At 37.7% G+C, this 21168-nt stretch carries 17 protein-coding genes; 11 read left to right on the forward strand and 6 right to left on the reverse strand.

The features are described 5' to 3' along the window. The first annotated feature begins 33 nt into the window (after window positions 1-33). From ODQ17_RS08480 to ODQ17_RS08490, 3 genes are read left to right on the forward strand one after another with little or no spacing between them, the layout of a single operon-like run. Window positions 34-1086, forward strand: coding sequence for a DNA cytosine methyltransferase (locus tag ODQ17_RS08480; RefSeq protein WP_322902917.1), 1053 nt, complete (start codon window positions 34-36; stop codon window positions 1084-1086). A 2-nt stretch (window positions 1087-1088) separates the two neighbouring features. Beyond that, window positions 1089-4133 carry an ATP-binding protein gene (locus ODQ17_RS08485; protein WP_322902919.1) on the forward strand — a complete coding sequence of 1015 codons (3045 nt, stop codon included), beginning with the start codon at window positions 1089-1091 and terminating at the stop codon, window positions 4131-4133. A gap of 4 nt (window positions 4134-4137) precedes the next feature. Continuing rightward, window positions 4138-5817, forward strand: coding sequence for a response regulator receiver domain (locus ODQ17_RS08490; protein WP_322902921.1), 1680 nt, complete (start codon window positions 4138-4140; stop codon window positions 5815-5817). 150 nt (window positions 5818-5967) lie between these two features. Here ODQ17_RS08490 and ODQ17_RS08495 read toward each other — a convergent pair whose 3' ends face one another. Next, on the reverse strand, window positions 5968-6291 hold the full coding sequence (locus ODQ17_RS08495) for an AzlD domain-containing protein (RefSeq protein ID WP_004789977.1): 324 nt from the start codon (window positions 6289-6291) through the stop codon (window positions 5968-5970). After that, window positions 6288-6983 carry an AzlC family ABC transporter permease gene (locus tag ODQ17_RS08500; RefSeq protein WP_322902924.1) on the reverse strand — a complete coding sequence of 232 codons (696 nt, stop codon included), beginning with the start codon at window positions 6981-6983 and terminating at the stop codon, window positions 6288-6290. Before ODQ17_RS08500 ends, ODQ17_RS08495 begins: the two co-directional genes overlap by 4 nt. 68 nt (window positions 6984-7051) lie before the next feature. On the opposite strand from ODQ17_RS08500, the gene ODQ17_RS08505 reads away from it, so the two are divergent. Together ODQ17_RS08505 and ODQ17_RS08510 are read left to right on the forward strand one after the other, a co-directional pair. Continuing rightward, window positions 7052-7600 (forward strand): helix-turn-helix domain-containing protein, encoded by a 549-nt coding sequence (locus ODQ17_RS08505; RefSeq protein ID WP_322902925.1) that lies wholly within the window; start codon window positions 7052-7054, stop codon window positions 7598-7600. Window positions 7601-7927: 327 nt separating this feature from the next. Further along, on the forward strand, window positions 7928-9370 hold the full coding sequence (locus ODQ17_RS08510) for an amino acid permease (protein ID WP_174765308.1): 1443 nt from the start codon (window positions 7928-7930) through the stop codon (window positions 9368-9370). A 60-nt stretch (window positions 9371-9430) separates the two neighbouring features. On the opposite strand, the gene pdxR is transcribed toward ODQ17_RS08510, so the two are convergent. Continuing rightward, window positions 9431-10930, reverse strand: a complete 1500-nt coding sequence (pdxR, locus tag ODQ17_RS08515) for a MocR-like pyridoxine biosynthesis transcription factor PdxR (protein ID WP_322902927.1) — start codon at window positions 10928-10930, stop codon at window positions 9431-9433. 156 nt (window positions 10931-11086) lie between these two features. Between pdxR and gabT the strand changes: the two genes are divergently transcribed. Continuing rightward, the gene (gene gabT / locus ODQ17_RS08520; RefSeq protein WP_199986819.1) at window positions 11087-12379 is read left to right on the forward strand and encodes a 4-aminobutyrate--2-oxoglutarate transaminase; all 1293 of its coding nucleotides are present in this window, start codon (window positions 11087-11089) and stop codon (window positions 12377-12379) included. After that, complete coding sequence (locus ODQ17_RS08525; RefSeq protein ID WP_151988731.1) at window positions 12376-13824, forward strand: NAD-dependent succinate-semialdehyde dehydrogenase; 1449 nt, start codon at window positions 12376-12378, stop codon at window positions 13822-13824. Before gabT ends, ODQ17_RS08525 begins: the two co-directional genes overlap by 4 nt. Before the next feature lie 102 nt (window positions 13825-13926). On the opposite strand, the gene ODQ17_RS08530 is transcribed toward ODQ17_RS08525, so the two are convergent. After that, entirely contained in the window at window positions 13927-14862 is a 936-nt protein-coding gene (locus ODQ17_RS08530; protein ID WP_322902948.1) for a LysR substrate-binding domain-containing protein, read from the reverse strand. A 59-nt stretch (window positions 14863-14921) separates the two neighbouring features. Further along, window positions 14922-15548 carry an isochorismate family cysteine hydrolase YcaC gene (gene ycaC / locus ODQ17_RS08535; RefSeq protein WP_192836192.1) on the reverse strand — a complete coding sequence of 209 codons (627 nt, stop codon included), beginning with the start codon at window positions 15546-15548 and terminating at the stop codon, window positions 14922-14924. A 276-nt stretch (window positions 15549-15824) separates the two neighbouring features. Between ycaC and ODQ17_RS08540 the strand changes: the two genes are divergently transcribed. The 4 genes from ODQ17_RS08540 (at window position 15825) to ODQ17_RS08555 (ending at window position 19698) form a co-directional block, all read left to right on the forward strand. Continuing rightward, window positions 15825-16697 carry a pirin family protein gene (locus tag ODQ17_RS08540; protein ID WP_174745466.1) on the forward strand — a complete coding sequence of 291 codons (873 nt, stop codon included), beginning with the start codon at window positions 15825-15827 and terminating at the stop codon, window positions 16695-16697. A gap of 439 nt (window positions 16698-17136) precedes the next feature. Next, the gene (locus ODQ17_RS08545) at window positions 17137-18435 is read left to right on the forward strand and encodes an FAD-dependent oxidoreductase (RefSeq protein ID WP_043961653.1); all 1299 of its coding nucleotides are present in this window, start codon (window positions 17137-17139) and stop codon (window positions 18433-18435) included. A gap of 4 nt (window positions 18436-18439) precedes the next feature. Beyond that, window positions 18440-19267: an SAM-dependent methyltransferase gene (locus tag ODQ17_RS08550; RefSeq protein ID WP_322902932.1), complete on the forward strand. Its 828-nt coding sequence runs from the start codon at window positions 18440-18442 to the stop codon at window positions 19265-19267. A gap of 8 nt (window positions 19268-19275) precedes the next feature. Then, entirely contained in the window at window positions 19276-19698 is a 423-nt protein-coding gene (locus ODQ17_RS08555) for a GFA family protein (protein WP_322902934.1), read from the forward strand. A gap of 545 nt (window positions 19699-20243) precedes the next feature. Here the strand turns inward: ODQ17_RS08555 and ODQ17_RS08560 are convergent. Continuing rightward, window positions 20244-20627: a hypothetical protein gene (locus ODQ17_RS08560; protein ID WP_322902936.1), complete on the reverse strand. Its 384-nt coding sequence runs from the start codon at window positions 20625-20627 to the stop codon at window positions 20244-20246. Window positions 20628-21168: the final 541 nt, after the last annotated feature.

Genomic DNA, 21168 nt, shown 5'->3' on the forward strand with positions numbered 1-21168 from the left:
CGTATTATTAAAACGTAAATATTGGTGTTGGTTTTGAAAGTAATAGATTTCTTTTCTGGTTGCGGTGGGGCGAGTGAAGGACTGCGTCAAGCTGGATTAGATATTACTATAGGTCTTGATTTTGATAAGAAAGCAGCTGAAACGTATCAAGCCAATTTTTCTGAGGCCTTATTCTATAATGTCGACATTAAAGAATTAAATGAGAAAGAATTAGCAAAAGCTTTTAAAGCAAAAAATAAAAATAAAGAACCACTTTTACTAGTTGCATGTGCTCCTTGTCAGCCATTTTCAACGCAGAATAAAGCAAAAAGCGAAGATGATATTCGAAGAACCTTATTGGATGAAACCCACCGATTTATTGCTGAATTAGAGCCAGAATATATCCTTATAGAAAATGTTCCTGGTTTGCAAAATATTGATAAAGATAAGGAGGGTCCTTATAAAAGATTTATCGAGTTTTTAAATAACCAAAACTATAAATTTATTGAATTTATTGCTAAATCTGAAGAGTACGGTGTCCCTCAGCGTCGTAAACGTTTTGTTTTACTGGCAAGTAAATTTGGGCAAATGCCAATTCCATCCAAAACTCATGGAGAGGGGCTTTTACCCATAGTTACAGTTAGAGATTTTATTGGTAGTTTCCCAGCGATAAAAGCGGGTGAAATACATTCTGATGATCTTTGGCATAGATGCCCAACTTTAAATGAACGTAATTTAGAAAGAATTAGAAATACACCAGAAGGCGGTGATCGACGTCACTGGCCAGGACATTTAATTAATGAATGTCATAAGAAGCATTCTGGACATATGGATACTTATGGCCGTATGAGTTGGGACAAGCCAGCTCCTACTCTTACAACACGTTGTTATAGCTATTCAAATGGACGTTTCGGGCATCCAGATACTACTCAGCACCGAGCAATTAGCGTAAGGGAAGCTTCTCGATTACAAACTTTCCCTAAGAATTTTATCTTTAAAGGTAGCGTAGTTGAAGCTTCACGACAAATTGGAAATGCTGTGCCCTGTGAAATGGCTAAGCAGTTTGGATTATCAATTCTTAAGCATTATGAAGAAGTGAAAAAATAAAAATGGCAAAGATTAAGACACGTGCACGTACTTTAGATATGTTAGGGCGTCAGCAGATTGCTGGTATTCCGACAGCATTAAGTGAGCTGTTTAAAAATGCTCACGATGCCTATGCGGATAATGTAGAAGTTGATTATATAAGAAAAAAGAATTTACTGATATTAAGAGATAACGGCTTGGGAATGACTCGTGAAGAGTTTGAGGAACGTTGGCTAACGATAGGTACGGATAGTAAATTCGATGATGAAGATGCTATCGAAAAACCAGCCGTTGATATTACTAAAGATAAACGTCCAGTTATGGGAGAAAAGGGAATTGGACGTTTAGCAATTGCTGCGATTGGACCGCAAGTTTTAGTGATGACACGTTCTAAACGCGGCGATGAGTTAGGCAATTTAGTAGTAAGTTTTATTAATTGGAGTCTTTTCTCTTTAGCAGGTTTAGATTTATCCGATATCGATATTCCAATTGAAACAAAAAAAAATGGTGAAAACTTTACATTAAATGATATCGAATTATTAAAACAAAAAGCATTAACTAATGTAAAAAGTCTTTCTCATAAAATTTCTTTATCTAAAATTGATTTAATCTGTAAAGAAATAGAAAGTTTTAATTATGATCCAGAGTATTGGACTAAAGCTTTAAATAAACAAGATGATGAAAATAAACTTGTTAGACAAAAAAATGAAAAAATAGATCAGCAAGATGATTGTGAAGATATCTCAAAAAAAAGGGATTATCTACAACTTGTTGAGTCTGGATATGGTACACACTTTATAATTTCCCCTGTTGATTCTATCATTAATAATGAAATTGATGATTATGATGAAAAAGAACTTTCTAAACTAAAAAAGGTTTTACTTGGATTTTCTAATACAATTCAAAGTAGTAGAAAACCATGTATTTATACCAGTTTTCGTGATCATAATTTAGCAGGTGACACAATTGATCATATTGCCGAACAAGAATTTTTTACTCCAAAAGATTTAAAATTATCAGATCATTATTTTGTTGGTGAAATAAATGATCAAGGGCAATTTAAGGGAAAAGGAAAGATTTTTGATAATTTATTAGATGAAGTTTTTGTTCCGTGGGAGAATATAGGTAATAGTAAGATTAGTTGTGGTCCATTTAAAATAGTATTGGGTGCTGTGCAAGGAAGTAAGAAAGAGAGCCTATTATCACCAGAATTACATACTTATTTAAGGGAGAAAGCTAGAAAAATTGGTGGTGTATACATTTATAGAGATGGTATTCGAGTCTTACCTTATGGCGGACCGGAAGTTGACGTTTTTCATGTAGAGTTCAGACGTTCACTTAGAGCAGCGGAATGGTATTTTTCTAATCGAAATATGATTTGTTATATTGAGTTAACTAGAGAGAAAAATTCCACCTTACAGGAAAAAGCAGGACGAGAAGGATTTATTGAGAATAAGGCGTATAAGCAATTTCGTTCAATTATTGAGAATTTCTTTAAATTTTTGGCGAAAAAATATTTTACTGATTCGGGGGAGTTAGCTGAAATCTTCCAATTAGAAAGAATTAGAAATGCAAAAAATTTTGAAGCTTTAGAAAAAAGAAATAAGCTCAAAAAAGAAAAGAAAAAACAAGTTATTAAAGATCTAAATATTTTCTTTGAAAATTCAGAATATGAAAGTTTTAAATATTTGTTTTTAGATAAAAAAAATGAAATAGAAAATAAATTAATTTTATTTAATGAAGATCAGTATGACTATGATTCGTACATAAGTAATTTGGAAAAAGATAAGTTAATTTTTATTACTGATCTGAAACTAAAATTCGATATAAAAATTCCAGATGGCTTAGGGTTTTCCCGTGAGATCTCAAATCTTATTGATAAATATAATTTGATTAAGCAAGATTTTCAGAATGAGCTCGAAAATTTTAATAGCAATTTAAATACTCTTTTTATTGATTTTGAAAATAAATATGGAAATAAAGTTGATCTTAAAAGGCGTATTACAGATTCACTAATTCAGCAAGAAGAGTCTTATAAACAAAATATAGCTCAACTTTATAGTGAAACTCATAAAGCTATTAAAGATTTAACAGAATGGGCAACTAAAGAAATTAGAATTAATAAAGAGGATGGTTTCAAGGCTCTAATGCAGCTACAAACTGAAGTTGCTTCTGTAGATTTTTCTAGTAAATCAAATGCGGAATTAATTGAACTTAAATCATCCGTAGAAAAGCAATTTCAAGATTTATCTGAAACAGTATCGAATAGTTTAAAAGATATTCAGACTCAAATTAATGCAAGTAGAGAGCAGTCTGAAGAAAATACCTTATCTTCGGCAAGATTAGTTTCTATTTTAGAGACAGAATATGAAGTTTTGAAAGAACAACAAGAAGAGAATTTGGAGATGATACAACTTGGTATGGCTTTTGGTGTGATTCACCATGAGTTTAATCATAATATTCTTCGTGTACGTAGAGGAATCAAAGACTTAACCCCTTGGGCTAAAGCGAATCCTAAGCTTCAAGAAATATATGACCATATACGTACTGGTTTTGATCATTTAGATGGTTACTTGAGAACATTTACACCACTTTCTAGAAGACTTACTCGCCGTAAATCTGTCATTACAGGTGTGGCTTTACGTTCTTTTTTAGAAGAGATTTTTACAGAAAGGTTAGAAAAAGAAAAAGTAGAAATGCTTTTCACTAATGAGTTTCTGAACTTTAAAATCCAAGCATTTAGTTCCACTATCTATCCTGCAATTGTTAATTTGGTTGATAACTCAATTTATTGGGCAAGTAAAGGTTCATCATTACACAAGACGATCAAGCTACATGCATATAATGGAAACCTATTTATCGCTGATACAGGGCCAGGTGTAGCGCTTATAGATAGAGAAAATATTTTTGAATTCGGTTTTTCTCGCAAGATAGGAGGACGAGGAATGGGGCTTTATATTGCGAGACAAACATTAGAACGTGATGGATTTAAATTACAATTAGAAGAATTTGATCCAGAAATTGGTGCAGTTTTTAAAATTAGTCAAATTGAAGTTGAGGGAGAATAATCAAATGAATACTCAGGTACAAGGGGCTATGACTCAAAATTTCTTTGACATTTCTCGTTCAATTGCTGAAAGATTTATCCAAACTGTGGTTGCGGTTGATGACAAAATTACATTTGGTGAAGTTCGAAATAAGTCAGCAGAAGGATCTTTTGAGCTCATAGTACCACCCTTAGATGAAAGTGGTATAGGTGAAGTCCAACAAGATCAAGTCATACAATTAGCTAATTTAAAAACAAATGATGAAAATGAATTAAATTATCAAGAGTTATCTGAATGTTTTGCTGAAAAATCTATTCTATGTACAGCATTAAAAACTTTCAGTGGTGCTGATAGTGAAGAAAAAACAATAGTTGCGACATTCAACTTATCAAAAAAGGCTGATATTACAATTTTAGATTGGCAAATGGAGAATAATTCAGATAATTATGGAAAGATTGCAAAAGGTTCCGTAAGTAAACTGATAGAGTATGATGTTAGTTGTAATGGACGCTTACGTTTAGTATTAATTTATACAAGTGCTGATATAGCACTCGTAATGAATGAGTTGCTTGAGGAACTGAATCAATACCATCCTGAAAGAGAAAATGAAACTTCAATAATATTTCCAAGCGAAGATTTAAAACTATGTAAGATTTTGGTTATTAACAAAACTGAAAATATACAGCAGTTGGTTGATACATCCATTCAAGAATTTGCTGAGATGACATGTGGTTTACTTTCTAATGCTACATTAGCTGCGATTACGGAAATTCGTGATAAAACACATCATTATTTATATAAATTTAACAAAAAATTAGATACAGCTTACTTATCACATATTTTGAGTCTTATCACTTCTGAAGATATGAGAGAAAGTTCACATGATGTCGCTTTTGATTATGCTGTGGATCTAATTTCAGAAGAAATTAAAAGCAATTTACAAATAAGTAAGATTATTAAGGAATCTCTAAGTCGTGAATGTTTAAAAAAATGGCCGCACCATATCAATCCAGATAATCAGGCGATCCATTCATTTAATGTATCTGAACGGCCAACGTTTAGTTGTAATAATGAGCGAATGGAAAAATTTCTAACAGTAATTGATGAAAATGAATTAATAGATGTGTTAGATGAACTGCCTAAATATCCTGGTGGTATAAATAAATTTAAAGGACAATTTATTCAATTCCAATTAAGTAGTCCAAGTGAGGCAGCTCATTTAGAATTAAGTGCTATTGAGTGTTTAAGACGAGATATTTTAAATCTTAACGAAGTGATTCCTGTTTTAAAACAGGGAACTATTATCAAAAAAGATGAGACATATTTTGTATGTATTCAACCAATATGTGATAGCGTACGTTTAACTTGTGCCACTAGCTTTTTATTTTTGAAAACTGCAGATATTGGAGGAATACAATTTTCACATGTAGTTCGTAAAGATAGAAATCAATATGAGAAAGTTAAATTTAAACCAGTCTCAAAAGAAGTATGTTTAATGAAATTTATCCCTGATAATAAAATGATCCGGGCAAAAAGAGAGCATGGCAAGTTTGTATTTGAATCCACAAATAGTGAAAAATTTGAGTGGTGTGGTGAATTTAAACAAGCAATTACTCAAGAAATTGTAAATGCAGTATCTGGTAGTATTTCAAGAGTTGGGTTCGATTCTTTCGAGTGGTTACGTTTACGTAAACCTAAATTATAGTAGTTTATGCTTTCCAAAAAATATTAATTTAAATATGTTTTATAAGTAGTTATATAACTTAAAAATGTTTCTAACCTTACTCTATTTTATATATGGACTTCTGTTCTAATCAAAAGTTTAAAAAAAGGCGAGTTTATCTCGCCTTTTTTATTACTCAATTCCGAGCAAACGTATCAGAGCCGTGCCAGCCGCTGCTAAGCAAATTACCAATAAAAGCGGTACTTTTTTCCAAACCAAGAGAAGTGCTAGCCCAACGCCGAATATACGTGCGAAACCTGCGAAATCTTGGCCTTCAAAAAATGTCGTCGTGACTGCAATCGCACAGAGTAAAACAGTTGCGCCGTTTGACAGTAAAACTTGGTATTTTTCAGAAAAAGTAAACTTGGCGCCTAAGTGAAAACCAGCAAAACGAATCCCATATGTTCCAAGTGCTAGCAAGCCTATTCCCAAAATAATGAGTAATTGTTGATTCATTTTTTTCTACCCCATATTAAGCCAAAAAGTGAAATCAGAATTGGAAGTCCTGAGGCCAAAAAAGGTGTAGTAATCAGTGCCAAAGTTGATCCGGCAAATGCCGCTTTTCGGGTAAATTTGTTTTTTAAAGCATTAAAAGTAAGTGCAATTAAAATGGCAGGGAAAATGGCATCTAAGCCAAATGTTTTTGGGTCTGGAATAGCGCTTCCAATAAAATAACCCGCAGTGACACCAAGTGGCCAAGTCAGCATGATGCCTATACCACATAGCCAGTAAGCGGCTTTTTTTGTCTCGAAATCGGGCTGTGCCATACCAAACAAAACGCTTTCATCGTTCATGATATGAGCACCGAAATATTGAGAGAATTTACCTCTGATTAATTCATTGACCGCAATCCCAAAAGGCAAATGTCTTAAATTAACGAGTAGTCCTGCAATCGCAGCAGCAATTGGGCTACCACCTACAGCCAAGAAGCCAATAAAAATAAATTCAGCAGTTCCTGCGAGCACAAATACAGATAGGCAGAGCGGGATCCAGAGCGCTAAGCCATAGCTTGCGGCGAGTGAACCTAAAGACATACCAACAACACTGGTTGCTAGACACACAAAGAAAATTGAGCGGGTGGTGTCTTTACTAAGTTTCTTAATGAGAGCGTATGTGGACATAGCATGATATAACGAACGATTTTCCATTATAATGAATAAGTCTGATTTTTTTGTCAAAACGAACGATCGTTTTTTTTATAGAACGGATGTGGTGAATGTCTCAGCCAATTGAAATTATTGCCAAAGGTTTAAATCGTGAACGTCAAAGAGCAGGGCTTTCTTTGGCAGAGGTTGCCCGTCGTGCAGGCGTTGCAAAGTCTACACTTTCTCAATTAGAAGCAGGGCAAGGGAACCCAAGCATTGAAACCTTATGGGCACTTTGTGTGGCATTAAATATTCCATTTGCACGTTTGATGGAAGAGCCGAGCAATCAGGTACAAGTCATTCGCTGTGGCGATGGTCCAACAGTGAGCTCAGAGATTGCTAATTACAAAGCAATTTTGCTAGCGACTTGTCCACCGCATGCACGCCGTGATGTGTATTTATTGATTGTTGAGCCGGGTGAAGACCGTCTTTCTGAACCTCATCCTGTTGGTTCTGTGGAGCACATTATTGTGGTCGAAGGTAAAGCTTTAGTAGGCTTAGTTGGTGAAGCTGTTGAACTCGGTGTCGGAGACTATATTTGTTACCCTGCCGACCAGAAACATATCTTTAGAGCCTTGGAAACAGGTACAAAAGCGTTATTAATCTCTGAACAAAACTAAAGAATTCCAATCTTATTAAAGTAAAACTTAATTATTTTCAGAATAAAAACTTAAAACTATTTATCAGCATTTCAGACAAAAAGAGCCAATTTTGCGTATAAATTTTGCAATTGGCTCTCTCTTTTATTCCAAAAATGGCTCTCGTTTCTTGACTGCCGAAACGACAAATTAAAGCCATTGGAAGTATGCATACGGAAGCGCCGGATAAGCTCAGTGATTTTTCTGTTTTAGGAATTGGGCAGAACGGCTAAATTTTTAGGGGATATTTTTTGGCTTCGGAGGTTTTCCGAGACTAGCCGATATCCTCCATATATTAAGGAAAATGATATGGCAGCTCATCAAAATGGTTCTGAAGCCAATCACTCCCAAAGTTTAAAACATGGACTCAAATCACGCCACTTAACGATGATCTCGATTGCAGGGGTAATTGGTGGCTCTTTATTCGTAGGCTCGGGCAGTATTATTTACAATACGGGACCTGTAGTTTTTCTAACTTACGCTTTAGGTGGTTTACTCGTTTGGTTCATCATGCGTATGTTAGGCGAGATGGCCGTTTTAAACCCTGATAGTGGCTCTTTTTCAACATATGCTGATCGTGCGATTGGCCGTTGGGCAGGTTTCTCAATTGGCTGGTTGTATTGGTGTACGCTCGCAATGCTCATGGGCTGGGAAGCCTATGTAGCGGGTAAAATTTTAAATAATTGGTTCCCATTTATACCGATCTGGGCCTATATGGTTGTTGTGATTGGTGCCTTAGTCGCAGTCAATTTACAAAACGTGAAAAACTATGGCGAGTTTGAGTTCTGGTTTGCACTCATCAAAGTCATCGCGATTGTAATCTTCTTAGTGATTGGTAGTTTAGCCATCATGCATTTGTGGCCTTGGGGCAATCCGGCTGCTTCTGGTATTAGTAATCTAACCTCTCAAGGCTTTATGCCTAATGGTGGTTCATCCGTTATTACCGCTTTGCTTGGAGTCATGTTTGCTTATATTGGCGCTGAAATTGTCACTGTAGCGGCAGCAGAATCGGCAAATCCATCTAAAGAAATTCGTAAAGCATCAAATTCGGTGGTTTGGCGAATTATTTTATTCTATGTCGGCTCAATGTTCGTTGCGGTATGTTTGATCCCTCATAACAATGAACTTTTGAAAGATTCAACTTGGGGAACTTATAGCGTGACTCTGTCTGCTCTTGGTATTCCGGGTGCACGCCATATCGTAAATTTTGTAGTTCTCACCTCGGTATGTAGTTGCTTTAACTCAGCACTTTATACGTGTTCACGTATGTTGTTCTCTTTAGCTAAACGTGGCGATGCACCGAAAAGTTTTGGGTCTGTAAACAGTAAAAGCAGTCCGTGGGTCGGTGTGATTGTGTCATGTTTCTTCTCTGTGATTGCGGTGGTTTTAACTGCAACTAAGAGTATGGATGTTTACGACTTTTTCATGCTAACGACGGGTGCAGCAACACTGTATGTATACCTGACCATTGCTTATTCTCAGCTTCGTATGCGTAAAAAGTTGGAAGCTGAAGGCGTGAAAATTGACTTTAAAATGTGGATGTTCCCTTATCTAACTTACGTGGTGATCTTTGCAATTATTGGTGCAATTCTGACTATGTTGATTGAAGGCACATATTTTAAAGAAGTGATTTACACCACCGCATTGTTCGGCATTATTGTGTTCTTTGGATTGTTGTCTGAAAAATTGGGTTGGGGTAAAGAGCGTAGAGCGACTCATTTAACTCATAGCCATGAAGAAAAGTTAGTTTAAATTTTTAAATAAAAAAGAGCCTCACAATGAGGCTCTTTTCTTATTTAGGACAGAAAACAGTTAATTCAGCGTAGGTACGCCTGCTTCACGTAAGCACTGGAGCAACACGCCGAAAGCCATTACCATGTCTTTTTCATTTACACAGGCAAAGCCCATCAGTAGTCCGCGCTCTGCGTGAGCATGCGATTGCATGTAGTACTGTGAAAGTGGTCGAACTTTGACACCACGTTCAAGTGCGGTTGTTGCAATCGCGACATCATCGCAAGAGTTTGGCAGTTTTAAAATCAAGTGTAATCCTGCTGCTTCGTCATATTCATGAATAAATTCGGGGCCAAGATAGCGTTTAATCAGACTGACTAAATAATCGCGTCTCTTTCCATAAAGTAAACGCATACGACGAATATGCGCTTCGTAATGACCTTCACGAATAAATTCTGCTAGCGCCTTTTGCTCAAGCAAATGTCCACCACGATACAGTTCAGCTGCCACAATACGTAGGGGTGAAAAGAGTGGTTTAGGCACCACTAGATACCCAATTCTTAAAGATGGATAAATGGTTTTACTAAACGTGCCCATGTACAGCACAGGTGCATCATTTTCTAAGCCTTGTAAAGACGGATACGGTTGGCCTGAGAAACGAAACTCACTGTCGTAATCATCTTCTACAATCCAGCTATTATGCTGGCGGGCAATCTCAATCAGTTTGCGTCGACGATCTAGGCTTAAATGTGAACCCAGTGGATATTGGTGTGATGGCGTGACAAAAATTAATTTGGGTGGTTTAACTGGATTTTCTTCGGGAATAATGCCTTCGGCATCGATTGGCATGGGTTGAATGTCTACGCCATTAATACGTAAAGTGTTGCGCATTCCCCAATACCCCGGATCTTCAATCCAGACGCGATCACCAATATCACTAAGCGCACGCGAAACTAAGTCAATCGCTTGGTGAATACCTTCGGTAATAATAATCTGGTCAGCATCACACTGAACTGAACGTGCAACGCGTAAGTAATCTGCCAACGCACTTCGAAGCTCAATACAGCCACCCGCATTACTGTAAATTAAACGGTTAATGTCAGGCTCTCGGCTTAAACGGGCCTGAATGCGACTAAAAATATGATGTGGAAACTCGGTAACATCGGGCGCTCCTGGCACAAAAGCTCCCCATTGGTGTGGCGACGCTGCTGCATAGCCTAATAGGTTTGAGCCACGATTTGAGAGCGCATAAGAGTTTTGAACTTTCGGACTTGAAACTGCTTTCTTCTTATTTTGTGTATTTAAAAAACTCTCTGGTAGTTTCTCGGCAACCCATGTGCCATGACCTGTACGAGCCTCTAAATAGCCTTCAGCTTGTAGCTGTTCGTAGGCAGTGAGCACAGTATTTCTCGAAACATGAATTTCACTAGCTAAGTCACGTGAAGCGGGCAAGCGAGTTTTAGGCTGAACGACGCCATCAATAATGGCACCACGCAGACAACGGAAAAGGCGTTGATGTAGTTTACCTTCGGTGTCCTGTTGGAGCCGTTGTAATAAATGATCTCCAAGTAAACTACGCAATTGGCTCTCTCCTACAGTTAAAAAATGGCTCTCGTCAGTTGCCGCCAGACGAGCGAAATTACATGCATAGGCAGTCGTTGTAAAGCACCCTGAAAATTAAGCACAGGATGCAAAAAACCAAAGCTGCAACTGATGATGAAAATATGAGGGAATCAAATGGATAATCAACATTCTGCACTTAACGCACGTAAACAGCAAGCAACTCCACGTGGTGTAGGCGTGATGTGCCAGTGGTACGCAGAAAAAGCTGAAAACGCGACGCTTTGGGACAAGGAAGGCAACCAATTTATCGACTTTGCTGGTGGTATCGCGGTTTTAAATACAGGCCATCGCCACCCTAAAGTCATTGCAGCGGTGACAGAACAACTTACTAAATTTACTCACACTGCCTATCAAGTAACACCTTATGAAAGCTATGTGGCTTTAGCTGAGCGTATTAATGAGCGTGCGCCAATTGCTGGTCCTGCGAAGTCAGCTTTTTTCACAACAGGTGCAGAAGCTGTTGAAAATGCTGTGAAGATTGCTCGTTGTTACACAGGTCGTCACGGCATTATCACTTTTGGTAACGGTTTCCACGGTCGTTCATTTATGACCATGGCAATGACAGGTAAAACGGCACCTTACAAACGTGATTTCGGTGTGATGCCAGCGGGTGTGTTCCACGCACGTTACCCTGTGCCTGCTAAAGGTATTTCAGTAGACGCAGCAATTGAAAGCGTTGAAGATATTTTCAGTGAAGATATTGCTCCACATGACGTTGCAGCAATTGTACTTGAGCCAGTACAAGGTGAGGGCGGTTTCAATGTTGTGCCAGCTGAGTTCTTAAAACGTTTACGTTCAATTTGCGACAAGCACGGCATTTTACTTGTAGCTGACGAAGTGCAATCAGGTTTTGCCCGTACTGGTAAATTGTTCGCAATGAACTATTACGAGACTAAAGCAGACCTCATCACCATGGCGAAAAGCTTGGGTGGCGGTTTCCCTATTTCAGGTGTTGTTGGCCGTGCAGAAGTGATGGATGCACCAAATCCAGGTGGTCTAGGCGGTACTTACGCAGGTAGCCCAATTGCGGTTGCAGCTGCGCACGCGGTTATTGATGCGATTGAAGAAGAAAACTTATGCGACCGCGCAAATGAATTAGGTGCAGAGTTGGTTGTTGCACTTAAAGATATTCAACAAGCAACAGGCGACATCGTAACTGATATTCGTGCATTAGGTTCAATGGTTGCAGTAGAACTTGAAACAGCTGAACAAGCAAAAGTTGTACAAAACTATGCAATGGAAAACGGGTTGTTACTTCTTACTTGTGGTAAATACGGTAATGTAATTCGTTTCTTATATCCATTAACCATTCCTGCTGAGCAATTCCGTCAAGGTCTTGATATCTTGAAACAAGGTTTTGCGACACTCAAAGCAGGTAGTGCAAAAGCAATGGAGCAATCTGCATGATTCAAAATAATTTGCAGTATTTATTAAAACATCCTGATATTTCATTAGAAGCACCTGCTTCAAATGATTATATCGAGGTAAATGATGCTGCTACGGGTGAAACTTTGGCATGGGTTAAAACCTATGACCGTGCAGGGGTTGAAGCCGCAATTAATCGTTCAGCAAAAGCGCAGGCTGCTTGGAAAAAGCAAACTGCCTTGGCTCGTGCTGATGTGTTATTGGCATGGTACAACCTCATGCTTGAGCACAAAGAAAATCTGGCTCAAATCTTAACAGCTGAGCAAGGTAAACCATTGGCAGAAGCACGTGGTGAAATTGGTTATGCAGCATCATTCATCCGTTGGTTTGCTGAGCAAGCCCGCCGTGTTGATGGTGAAGTCTTAACACCTACATTGCCAAACCAACGTTTGCTCGTAATTAAACAAGCGATTGGGGTTACTGCTGCAATTACGCCGTGGAACTTTCCAGCTGCCATGATTACGCGTAAAGCAGGTCCAGCCATTGCTGCCGGTTGTTCAATGTTGGTTAAACCGGCCGAGCAAACACCGTTAACAGCGTATGCACTTGAAGTATTAGCGTTACAGGCAGGCTTACCAGCTGATGTTTTAATTAACATTAGTGGTGATGCGGTTGAAGTGGGTAAAACCCTATGCGAAAGCGATATTGTTCGTAAGTTAAGCTTCACAGGTTCAACCCAAGTTGGTCGTATCTTGATGCAACAATGTGCGCCAACCATTAAGAAGCTTTCACTTGAACTCGGTGGTAATGCACCAGTTGTGGTATTTGATGATGCCAATCTTGAACAAGCAGTTCAGGGCATCATGGCAAGTAAATATCGTAACAGCGGTCAGACTTGTGTTTGTGCGAACCGTATTTATGTTCAAGATGGTATTTACGATGCTTTGGCAGACCGTTTGGTTGAAGCCGTGTCTAAATTGAAAGTTGGTGACGGACGTCAAGAAGGTTCAACTCAAGGACCTTTAATTGATGAAGATGCGATTGCAAAAGTTCAGTCTCATATTGCAGATGCAACTGAGAAAGGCGCAACAGTTCGTATTGGTGGTCAGCGTTCGGCACTTGGCGGTACATTCTTTGAGCCAACAGTTTTAACTGGCGTAACTCAAGACATGAAAGTGTCTAAAGAAGAAACTTTTGGTCCACTTGCACCACTATTCCGCTTTAAAACTGAAGATGAAGCAGTGGCAATGGCGAACGATACCGAGTTTGGTTTAGCTGCTTATTTATTTACTCAAAGCACAGCTCGTCAATGGCGAGTGGGTGAAGCACTTGAGTACGGTATGGTCGGCATTAACACGGGCGCGATTTCAAATGAAGTTGCTCCGTTTGGTGGTGTAAAACAGTCAGGTCTAGGTCGTGAAGGTTCAAAATTCGGCATTGAAGAATATGTTGAAATGAAATACCTATGCGTAGACTTATCTGAGTAAGGAACAAAGCGAATTCGTTTTGTTCTGAACGAAAACATGCAGTTATGCTGTATGTGATGTCTCACAAAAACCGGTCATGCCCATTCATGACTGGTTTTTTATTTAAGTTGGCAGATATCCTTCATGGCTTTCGGGTAAACGTCTGAGTTCTTCAATCAGCGTTTCAATGAGTTTTTCGACCACAAGGCGTTGACCTTTTCTAGACACATAAACCAGTTGTAGCATGCCGATATTCGATTTCCAGTCAGGAAGAATATGAATAAGTGTGCCTTTACGAATTTCCGATTCAACAGTTAAAAAGGGAAGGTCGGCAATGCCTAAGCCATCCATCACTGCATAGTAGACCCCTGCTAAGTCATTACTTTTGATTCGTGGTTGATAAGGTACATCAACTGATTCACCATTTCGAATATTGCATAAATGCCAAATAGGATTTTGCTTTTGAGTACCTAAGCTAATACTCGGAAAGTCCTGTAATTCAGAATAATGTTCAATGATGCGACCTTGCAGTAATTCAGGCGAAGCCACCAGACAGTGATCTGTTTTAATCACATCACGAACAATTAAATTTGAATCTTCATTGGGTTCAAAATTGGTCCGAATCGCGAGATCGATGTCATCATGCAAAATATCAACTCGACGGCTCGTCAGCTCAAGAGCAATCTCAACTTTTGGGTAGATTTTTAAAAACTGATTTAAAATTTTTCTAATCTGAAAATGCATCATTAAAGGTGGGCAGCTTACTTTCACTAACCCTTGAGGTTCACTTTTTTGCTTTAACAAAACGTTTTCTGCACATTCAACTTGAGCTATAACTTTGCAGCATTCTTCATAGAACTCTTGGCCTAAATCGGTCACTTTAAAATGGCGGGTTGTTCTTTGAATGAGGCTAACGTTAAATTTATTTTCAAGGTCAATAATGCGTCGGCTGAGCTTAGATTTACTAATATTTTCAGCATCACTGGCCGCACTAAAGCCGCCGTGTTTTACGACCAAATAGAAATAATAAAAATCATCAAAAGAACTTATCAATGTCAGATCAACCTATTTAAATTTAAGATTAGAGCGCTTAAGCACTCTAATCTTGGCCATAGAAATTATTTTTGGCTAGTGTTGTGATTGTAGCTTGAAATCAGGTTGCGGTAGTCAGGAATGTGATTTGAGAAGAGTGCACCTAGACCTTCAATATCATTACGCCAGTCACGGTGTAACTCACAAGCCATACCGAACCAAGTCATAAGCTGTGCGCCAGCTTTAGACATACGGTCCCAAGCAGCATCACGGGTTAATTCATTGAAAGTACCAGAAGCATCGGTAATCACAAACACTTCAAAACCTTCAGCGAGTGCAGATAAAGCTGGGAATGCCACACAAACCTCAGTTACCACACCAGCAATAATCAATTGTTTTTTTCCTGTTGCTTTGACTGCTTTTACGAAGTCTTCATTGTCCCACGCGTTGATTTGGCCTGGACGAGGAATAAAAGGAGCATCTGGGTGAATTTCTTTTAACTCAGGAACTAAAGGACCGTTTGGACCAGTTTCAAAACTGGTTGTCAAAATCGTTGGAAGGTTGAAATATTTTGCTGCATTTGCAACAGCAAGTACATTGTTTTTAAATTTATCCGGATCGATATCTCGAACTAAAGAAAGTAAACCTGCTTGGTGGTCAACTAAAAGAACCGCAGCATTATCCTTATCTAAACGTACGTAATCTTGAGCCATTTTTATATCCTCGTGTTATCAAAATAAATAATCAAAAATTATTAAGTAGGTCATCAGTGCCTAAAATTATGCTAGATGAGTTTGTTGTCGTGATTAAGTCTAAAAAATAGGATTAAGAATTTTAAAAATAGGACGATCTTAAAAAGAGTACCTCAAACTTTATGATTGTCTCATAGATGAAATAATGTGTTGCTAATCCTGATCTATAAACTGCAATTATTGAGGCGTAAAATCAATCTCAGTTCAAGAAAATCCTACATATATAGGAGAGATCAGATGAAGAAATTTCTTGGTGCATATCAAAATAACCACATGCATTGGGTGGGTGATGGTTTCCCTGTATATAACCTATTCTCTTATGACCGTTTAGGCCAAACCCTAAGCCCATTTTTGCTACTCGATTATGCAGCGCCTTATACCTTCTCGCCAACGACTGAACAGCAAGGTGTAGGCTCGCATCCACACCGTGGCTTTGAAACAGTGACCATCGCCTATCAAGGTGAAGTGACTCATAAAGACTCAAGTGGCGGCGGCGGAACCATTAAAACTGGTGATGTGCAATGGATGACTGCGGGTGCAGGCGTGTTGCATGAAGAGTTCCATTCTCCTGAATTTGCAGAGCATGGTGGTCTTTTTGAAATGGTGCAATTATGGGTAAATTTACCTGCTCATTCAAAAATGACGCCTGGAAAATACCAAGCAATTGAAGCGAAAGAGATTCCAGACATTGCGTTAGACGAGCATGGTAGCCATTTACGTGTGATTGCTGGTGAATATGCAGATGCAAAAGGTGCAGCAACGACATTTAGCCCATTAAATGTATGGGATGGTAAATTGGCTAAAGGCCAAACACATACCCTCTATGTACCTGAAGGTCACACCACGCTTGTTGTGATATTAGATGGCGCGGTTGTGGTCAATGATGCAAATCGTCTTGAAGGTAAAACCGTTGCGATCTTGTCTCGTGAGGGTGTTGAGTTTAGCTTAAATGCAGAAGAAGACACTAAATTCTTAGTGTTGACTGGTCAACCACTTAACGAACCAATCGAAGGTTATGGTCCATTCGTAATGAATACCAAAGCCGAGATTATGGAAGCGATTAATGATTTTAATCGTGGAAAATTCGGTTCAATTATGCAAGAAGGATAAATTGTTTAATTGCGCTTAATCAGCTATTAAAACAAAGTAATAAAAAGCCCGCTATCAAGTGTGAATAGCGGGCTTTTTCGCTGTAAAGATTCTGTTTTTATGATGGTTTTAATTGTTGTTGCGGCATTGTTTTATGTGATTTGGTTCTCATTATTGTGGCTCTATGATATCTCAAAAAAAGATAGTTGTAAAACATATGATATAAATATAGTTAAATTATCTTATTTTATTTAAAAGATTTTTTTTAAATTTATAAAAAATATCAGTTTTTATATGACTGTATATTTTTGTAAAAAAATATACAAAGCCAGCCTGTCCATTAGTTAAATATTTTCTATATAAATTGATGCAAAAAATAAAAATCTGGTAGTTTTTAATACGGTGTTTTTTTAGGGTATGAGTGATAATCAAAAAAATTCTCGAAAAATGGGACATCATTTTGAATATCGCAATTATTGGCAGTGGAATGGCAGGTCTTGCGGCAGCAAGAATTCTGAAAGATGCAGGGCATACGATCACGATATTTGAAGCACTTCCTGGCCGGGGAATGGATAGCCATAGCATTGAATTCGATGGTGGAATTATTGATGCACCGCTACGTGTGATGAATCCACATCTGTGGAAGAATACACTCAGCCTTGCTGCTCATTTAGGCATTAAAACTTTCCCAGTTCGTACTTATATGTCATGTAGCTGGTTATTCGAAGATCGTACGGAAACATGGTTAACGACATCTCGTAGTCGTATTGGTAATTTTCCAATTATCAATAACCGTAAAGGCATCCAGCAATATGGCTGGCGTCTTGTGAAAGGAATGTTGCAATTAAAAACTGCAATTCATCAGTTTTTCAAATCTAAAAATCAAGATATTACCCTCGCTGAATTTATTAATCAGAACGATATAGAAGAAGTATTCTGGCATGGGGTTGTAATGCCGGTGCTCTATACAATTTGTACGTGTAATCCAAAAACAATTGGCGACTGGCCTGCAAAAAACTTACTTGAGTTTTTACGTCACTTAACTGATGGCGATATGCTTTTACGTATGAAAGGTGGTACACCTGCATTTGTAGATAGCTTAATTAAAGATATCGACATTCATAGCGGATCAGCGATTAAGAACGTTGAATTACAAGGCGAAAAAGTACTGGTTGAAAACAGCCAAGGTGAAAAGAACTTATTTGATCGAGTGATTGTTGCAACGCCAACGTCTAAAATTGATGAGTTTTTAAATCCTGAACAATTTGCTGAAGATATGAATTTGCTTAAGCAATTCCGTTTTGAGCAAGGCGATCTTGTGATTCATACAGATGCAACAGTAATGCCGCCACGTCGTAAAGACTGGTCAGTGCTGAGTTATATGATGGATCGTAAGTTTACCCGTCAGCAATTTACAGTTTGGATGAATGCAGTTGAACCATCACTTGTGGGTAAAAATCCAGTGTTCCAGACGTGGCGTCCAGTGACTGATATTGACCCTAAAAAAATCATTTCAAAAGTGACTTTAACGCGTGCTGTTGTAGACTCGCAAACAATTGCTCTAAATAAAGAATTGCAACAACGCCATTTAGACTTAAACCGTAAAGTATTTTATTGTGGTTCATGGTCATGTGATGGTTTACCAATTTTAGAGTCAGCAGTTACTTCCGCGATGCATATCGCTGAAATTTTAGGTGCACCTTTACCATTTGTAGGTTTAAAACCTCAGGTTGAAGTTGCTCCTGAGCTCGGTTACTAAAATTGTGAAAATAAAAGTCCGAGCGGCTCTTTCTCGACTTATTCCCCATAAATATGCAATTGATGCATCAAGTTTGGGAGATGACGAAGAGCTTGCTTGGACAAATTTGGGTTTTTGGAAAAATACCCAAAATTACCGTGAAGCTTGTTGCCAATTGGCAGATCATTTGGCACAAGCTGTCAATTTAAATTCAAAAGATCATCTCTTAGATTTAGGCTGCGGACAGGGTGCAAGTTTGTTGCACTGGCTACAGCACTATCAACCCAAAAGCCTCAGTGCAGTTGACTTACAACCAGAGTGTGTTAATAAAATTCAAAAGCTTATTCCTGAAATAAGCCAGATTTTTTGTGGTTCATTTTTAAATTTAAAACAATTTGAATTTAAACAATATTTCGATGCTGTGTTATGTATTGATTCAGCTTATCACAGCAATTTAAATTCATTTCTAAATTCGGTCACGCCAGTTTTAAATTCAAAAGGCCGATTAGGTTTTCATTACCTAATGCGTGCTGACTCATGTCAAAACATGAGCGTGTTACAAGAACAAAAGCATCGTTATTTACTTAAAGCAGCAAATGTCGCTTGGGATGCTGTACCGACTGAAAAAATATTAAGAACAACCTTGGAACAACAAGGTTTTGCCGATATTCAAATTGAAGATTTATCCGAGCCTGTATTACTCGGTTTTTCGCGCTATATTCAAAATCAGCAAGGACAAAATCAAAGCCGAGGATTGGCAAATTTTAAAATTCAAATGACTGCAAAGTTATGCCAACAACTCTACCAAAATGGATATGTACGTTATATTCAAATCACAGCAATAAAAAAATAGGATGAGCCATGTCAGCTAAATATCAAGGATCGTGTTTATGTGGAGCTGTGAGTTATCAAAGCGAAGCGGAGCCACGTTATAGCTTTAATTGCCATTGTCGAGATTGTCAGAAGGCAACAGGTTCAGCATATGCACCAATCGCTTTTTTTCACCAATCTGAATTGAAAGTAAGTGGTGAGCTGAAATATTTTGAGACTTTAGGATCTTCTGGCCGACCTATTAAAAGAGCATTTTGTCCGACTTGTGGTTCTCAGCTTTTTGGCTTACCTGAAATTGCCCCTGAAATGATTTCAATACGTGCAGGTACGCTTGATGACCCGAGTCTCTATCAGCCTAGAGCAGAGGTGTTTGTGAGCCACGCCTACCCTTGGGATACGTTGAACCCAAACCTTAAACACTTTGAAAAAATGATAGAGAAGAGCAAGAAATAAAGCTTAATTAAAAAAGCCAAATATTCCTAAAATAATCATTAAAGTAAGGCTGCCAATAGCTAGAAATAATATAGTTTTTCTATATTTTAGCTGCGGCATTTTACTTACAATGAAAATAAGGCAGGCGAGTATGAGCGCTAAGGGCTGAAAAATATTTGATGGCAAAGTAAACATCTCAGTTCCTTGTTGTTTTTAAATTTATTTTAGAAATAAAGTAATAATCTCATTATATCGTCTTCTTATTTAATTGACGAACTGAACTTCTTCATAAATTCATATTTTCGTTTTTTATTTTCAAATATAGGCAAATCAAGTTTTAAATTTAAAAGCACTATGTACGCTTTTTCTTACATACATTCGGGAAATTGGCGTCTTTTTATGACCTCACGAATTGCCTATGATGAACTCATCAGGAACAGGAAGTTCCGAAACGTAAAACAACAATAATAAGTTTAAGCATCAGGACGTGAGGTATTACAGGAAGTGTACCTAGTAACGAAATACGAAAAAAGCCCAACAGGATGTTGGGCTTTTTTCATTTCTTATTAACGAATTTCTTTACCGCCTAAGGCAGCACAGTTAAAAGGTGTATTCCATTTCACGGCAGTTCCTGTAAGTACTGGACGTACAATACGCCACGGCCAGAAACCAAATCTTTGGCTTTGATGATAATTAATCACCACATCTGCACCGTATTTACGAGCAACGATCGCTAATTTAGGTTTTACTTCTTCAAAACCACCATAGGTTCCTTTCGCGGCTTTAATACGTTTAATAGATTTATAGTGCTCTGCTGAAGGAGTACCCTCAATTAAGCAAATGGGTGGGTTGGCAGTAGTTTGCATTTGAGCTTGAGATGTAGTGTCTTGAGCGTGGGTTGTTAAAGGCAAAGTTAGAAATAAAGCAGGTAAAATAAAACGAAGTTTCATACTTTTCCGTATTGGTATCTTAATGAATTAAAGTTTATAAAATAGGTCTTATTCATATGACCTTATTTGGGGGCGCATTATAATCATATCTTTTTAATATTTCTTATTTTAATCTTATATTTTTTAATAAATTAGCAGCATCCTGTTTTACTTTTAAAAGAGAAAATGTGTTTTAGAAATTTATTTTGAAGCTTAAGTTTATAATAAGTATTTATCAAATTAAAAAAACATATTTTTAGACAACAGCTTTTTATCGAAAAAATATTCTTGAAAATATTATTAATATGTTTTGCTATAAAACTCTAGTCGCAGCAAATGAAATGGTTATTGAATTAGAGAAATATGAAAAATAATTTGAAGGGTGTGGATCAATAGGTCTGCACTCAATTTTCTGGTAATAATTATAAATCTTTAAGTATTTCAAAACCTACAGGCAACAAAAAACCCCATAAATCAAATATTCATGAGGTTTAATGATGGTGCCGACACACGGATTCGAACTGTGGACCTACTGATTACAAGTCAGTTGCTCTACCAACTG

The organism is Acinetobacter sp. IRS14 (assembly GCF_034650275.1).
Lineage (GTDB): Bacteria > Pseudomonadota > Gammaproteobacteria > Pseudomonadales > Moraxellaceae > Acinetobacter > Acinetobacter oleivorans.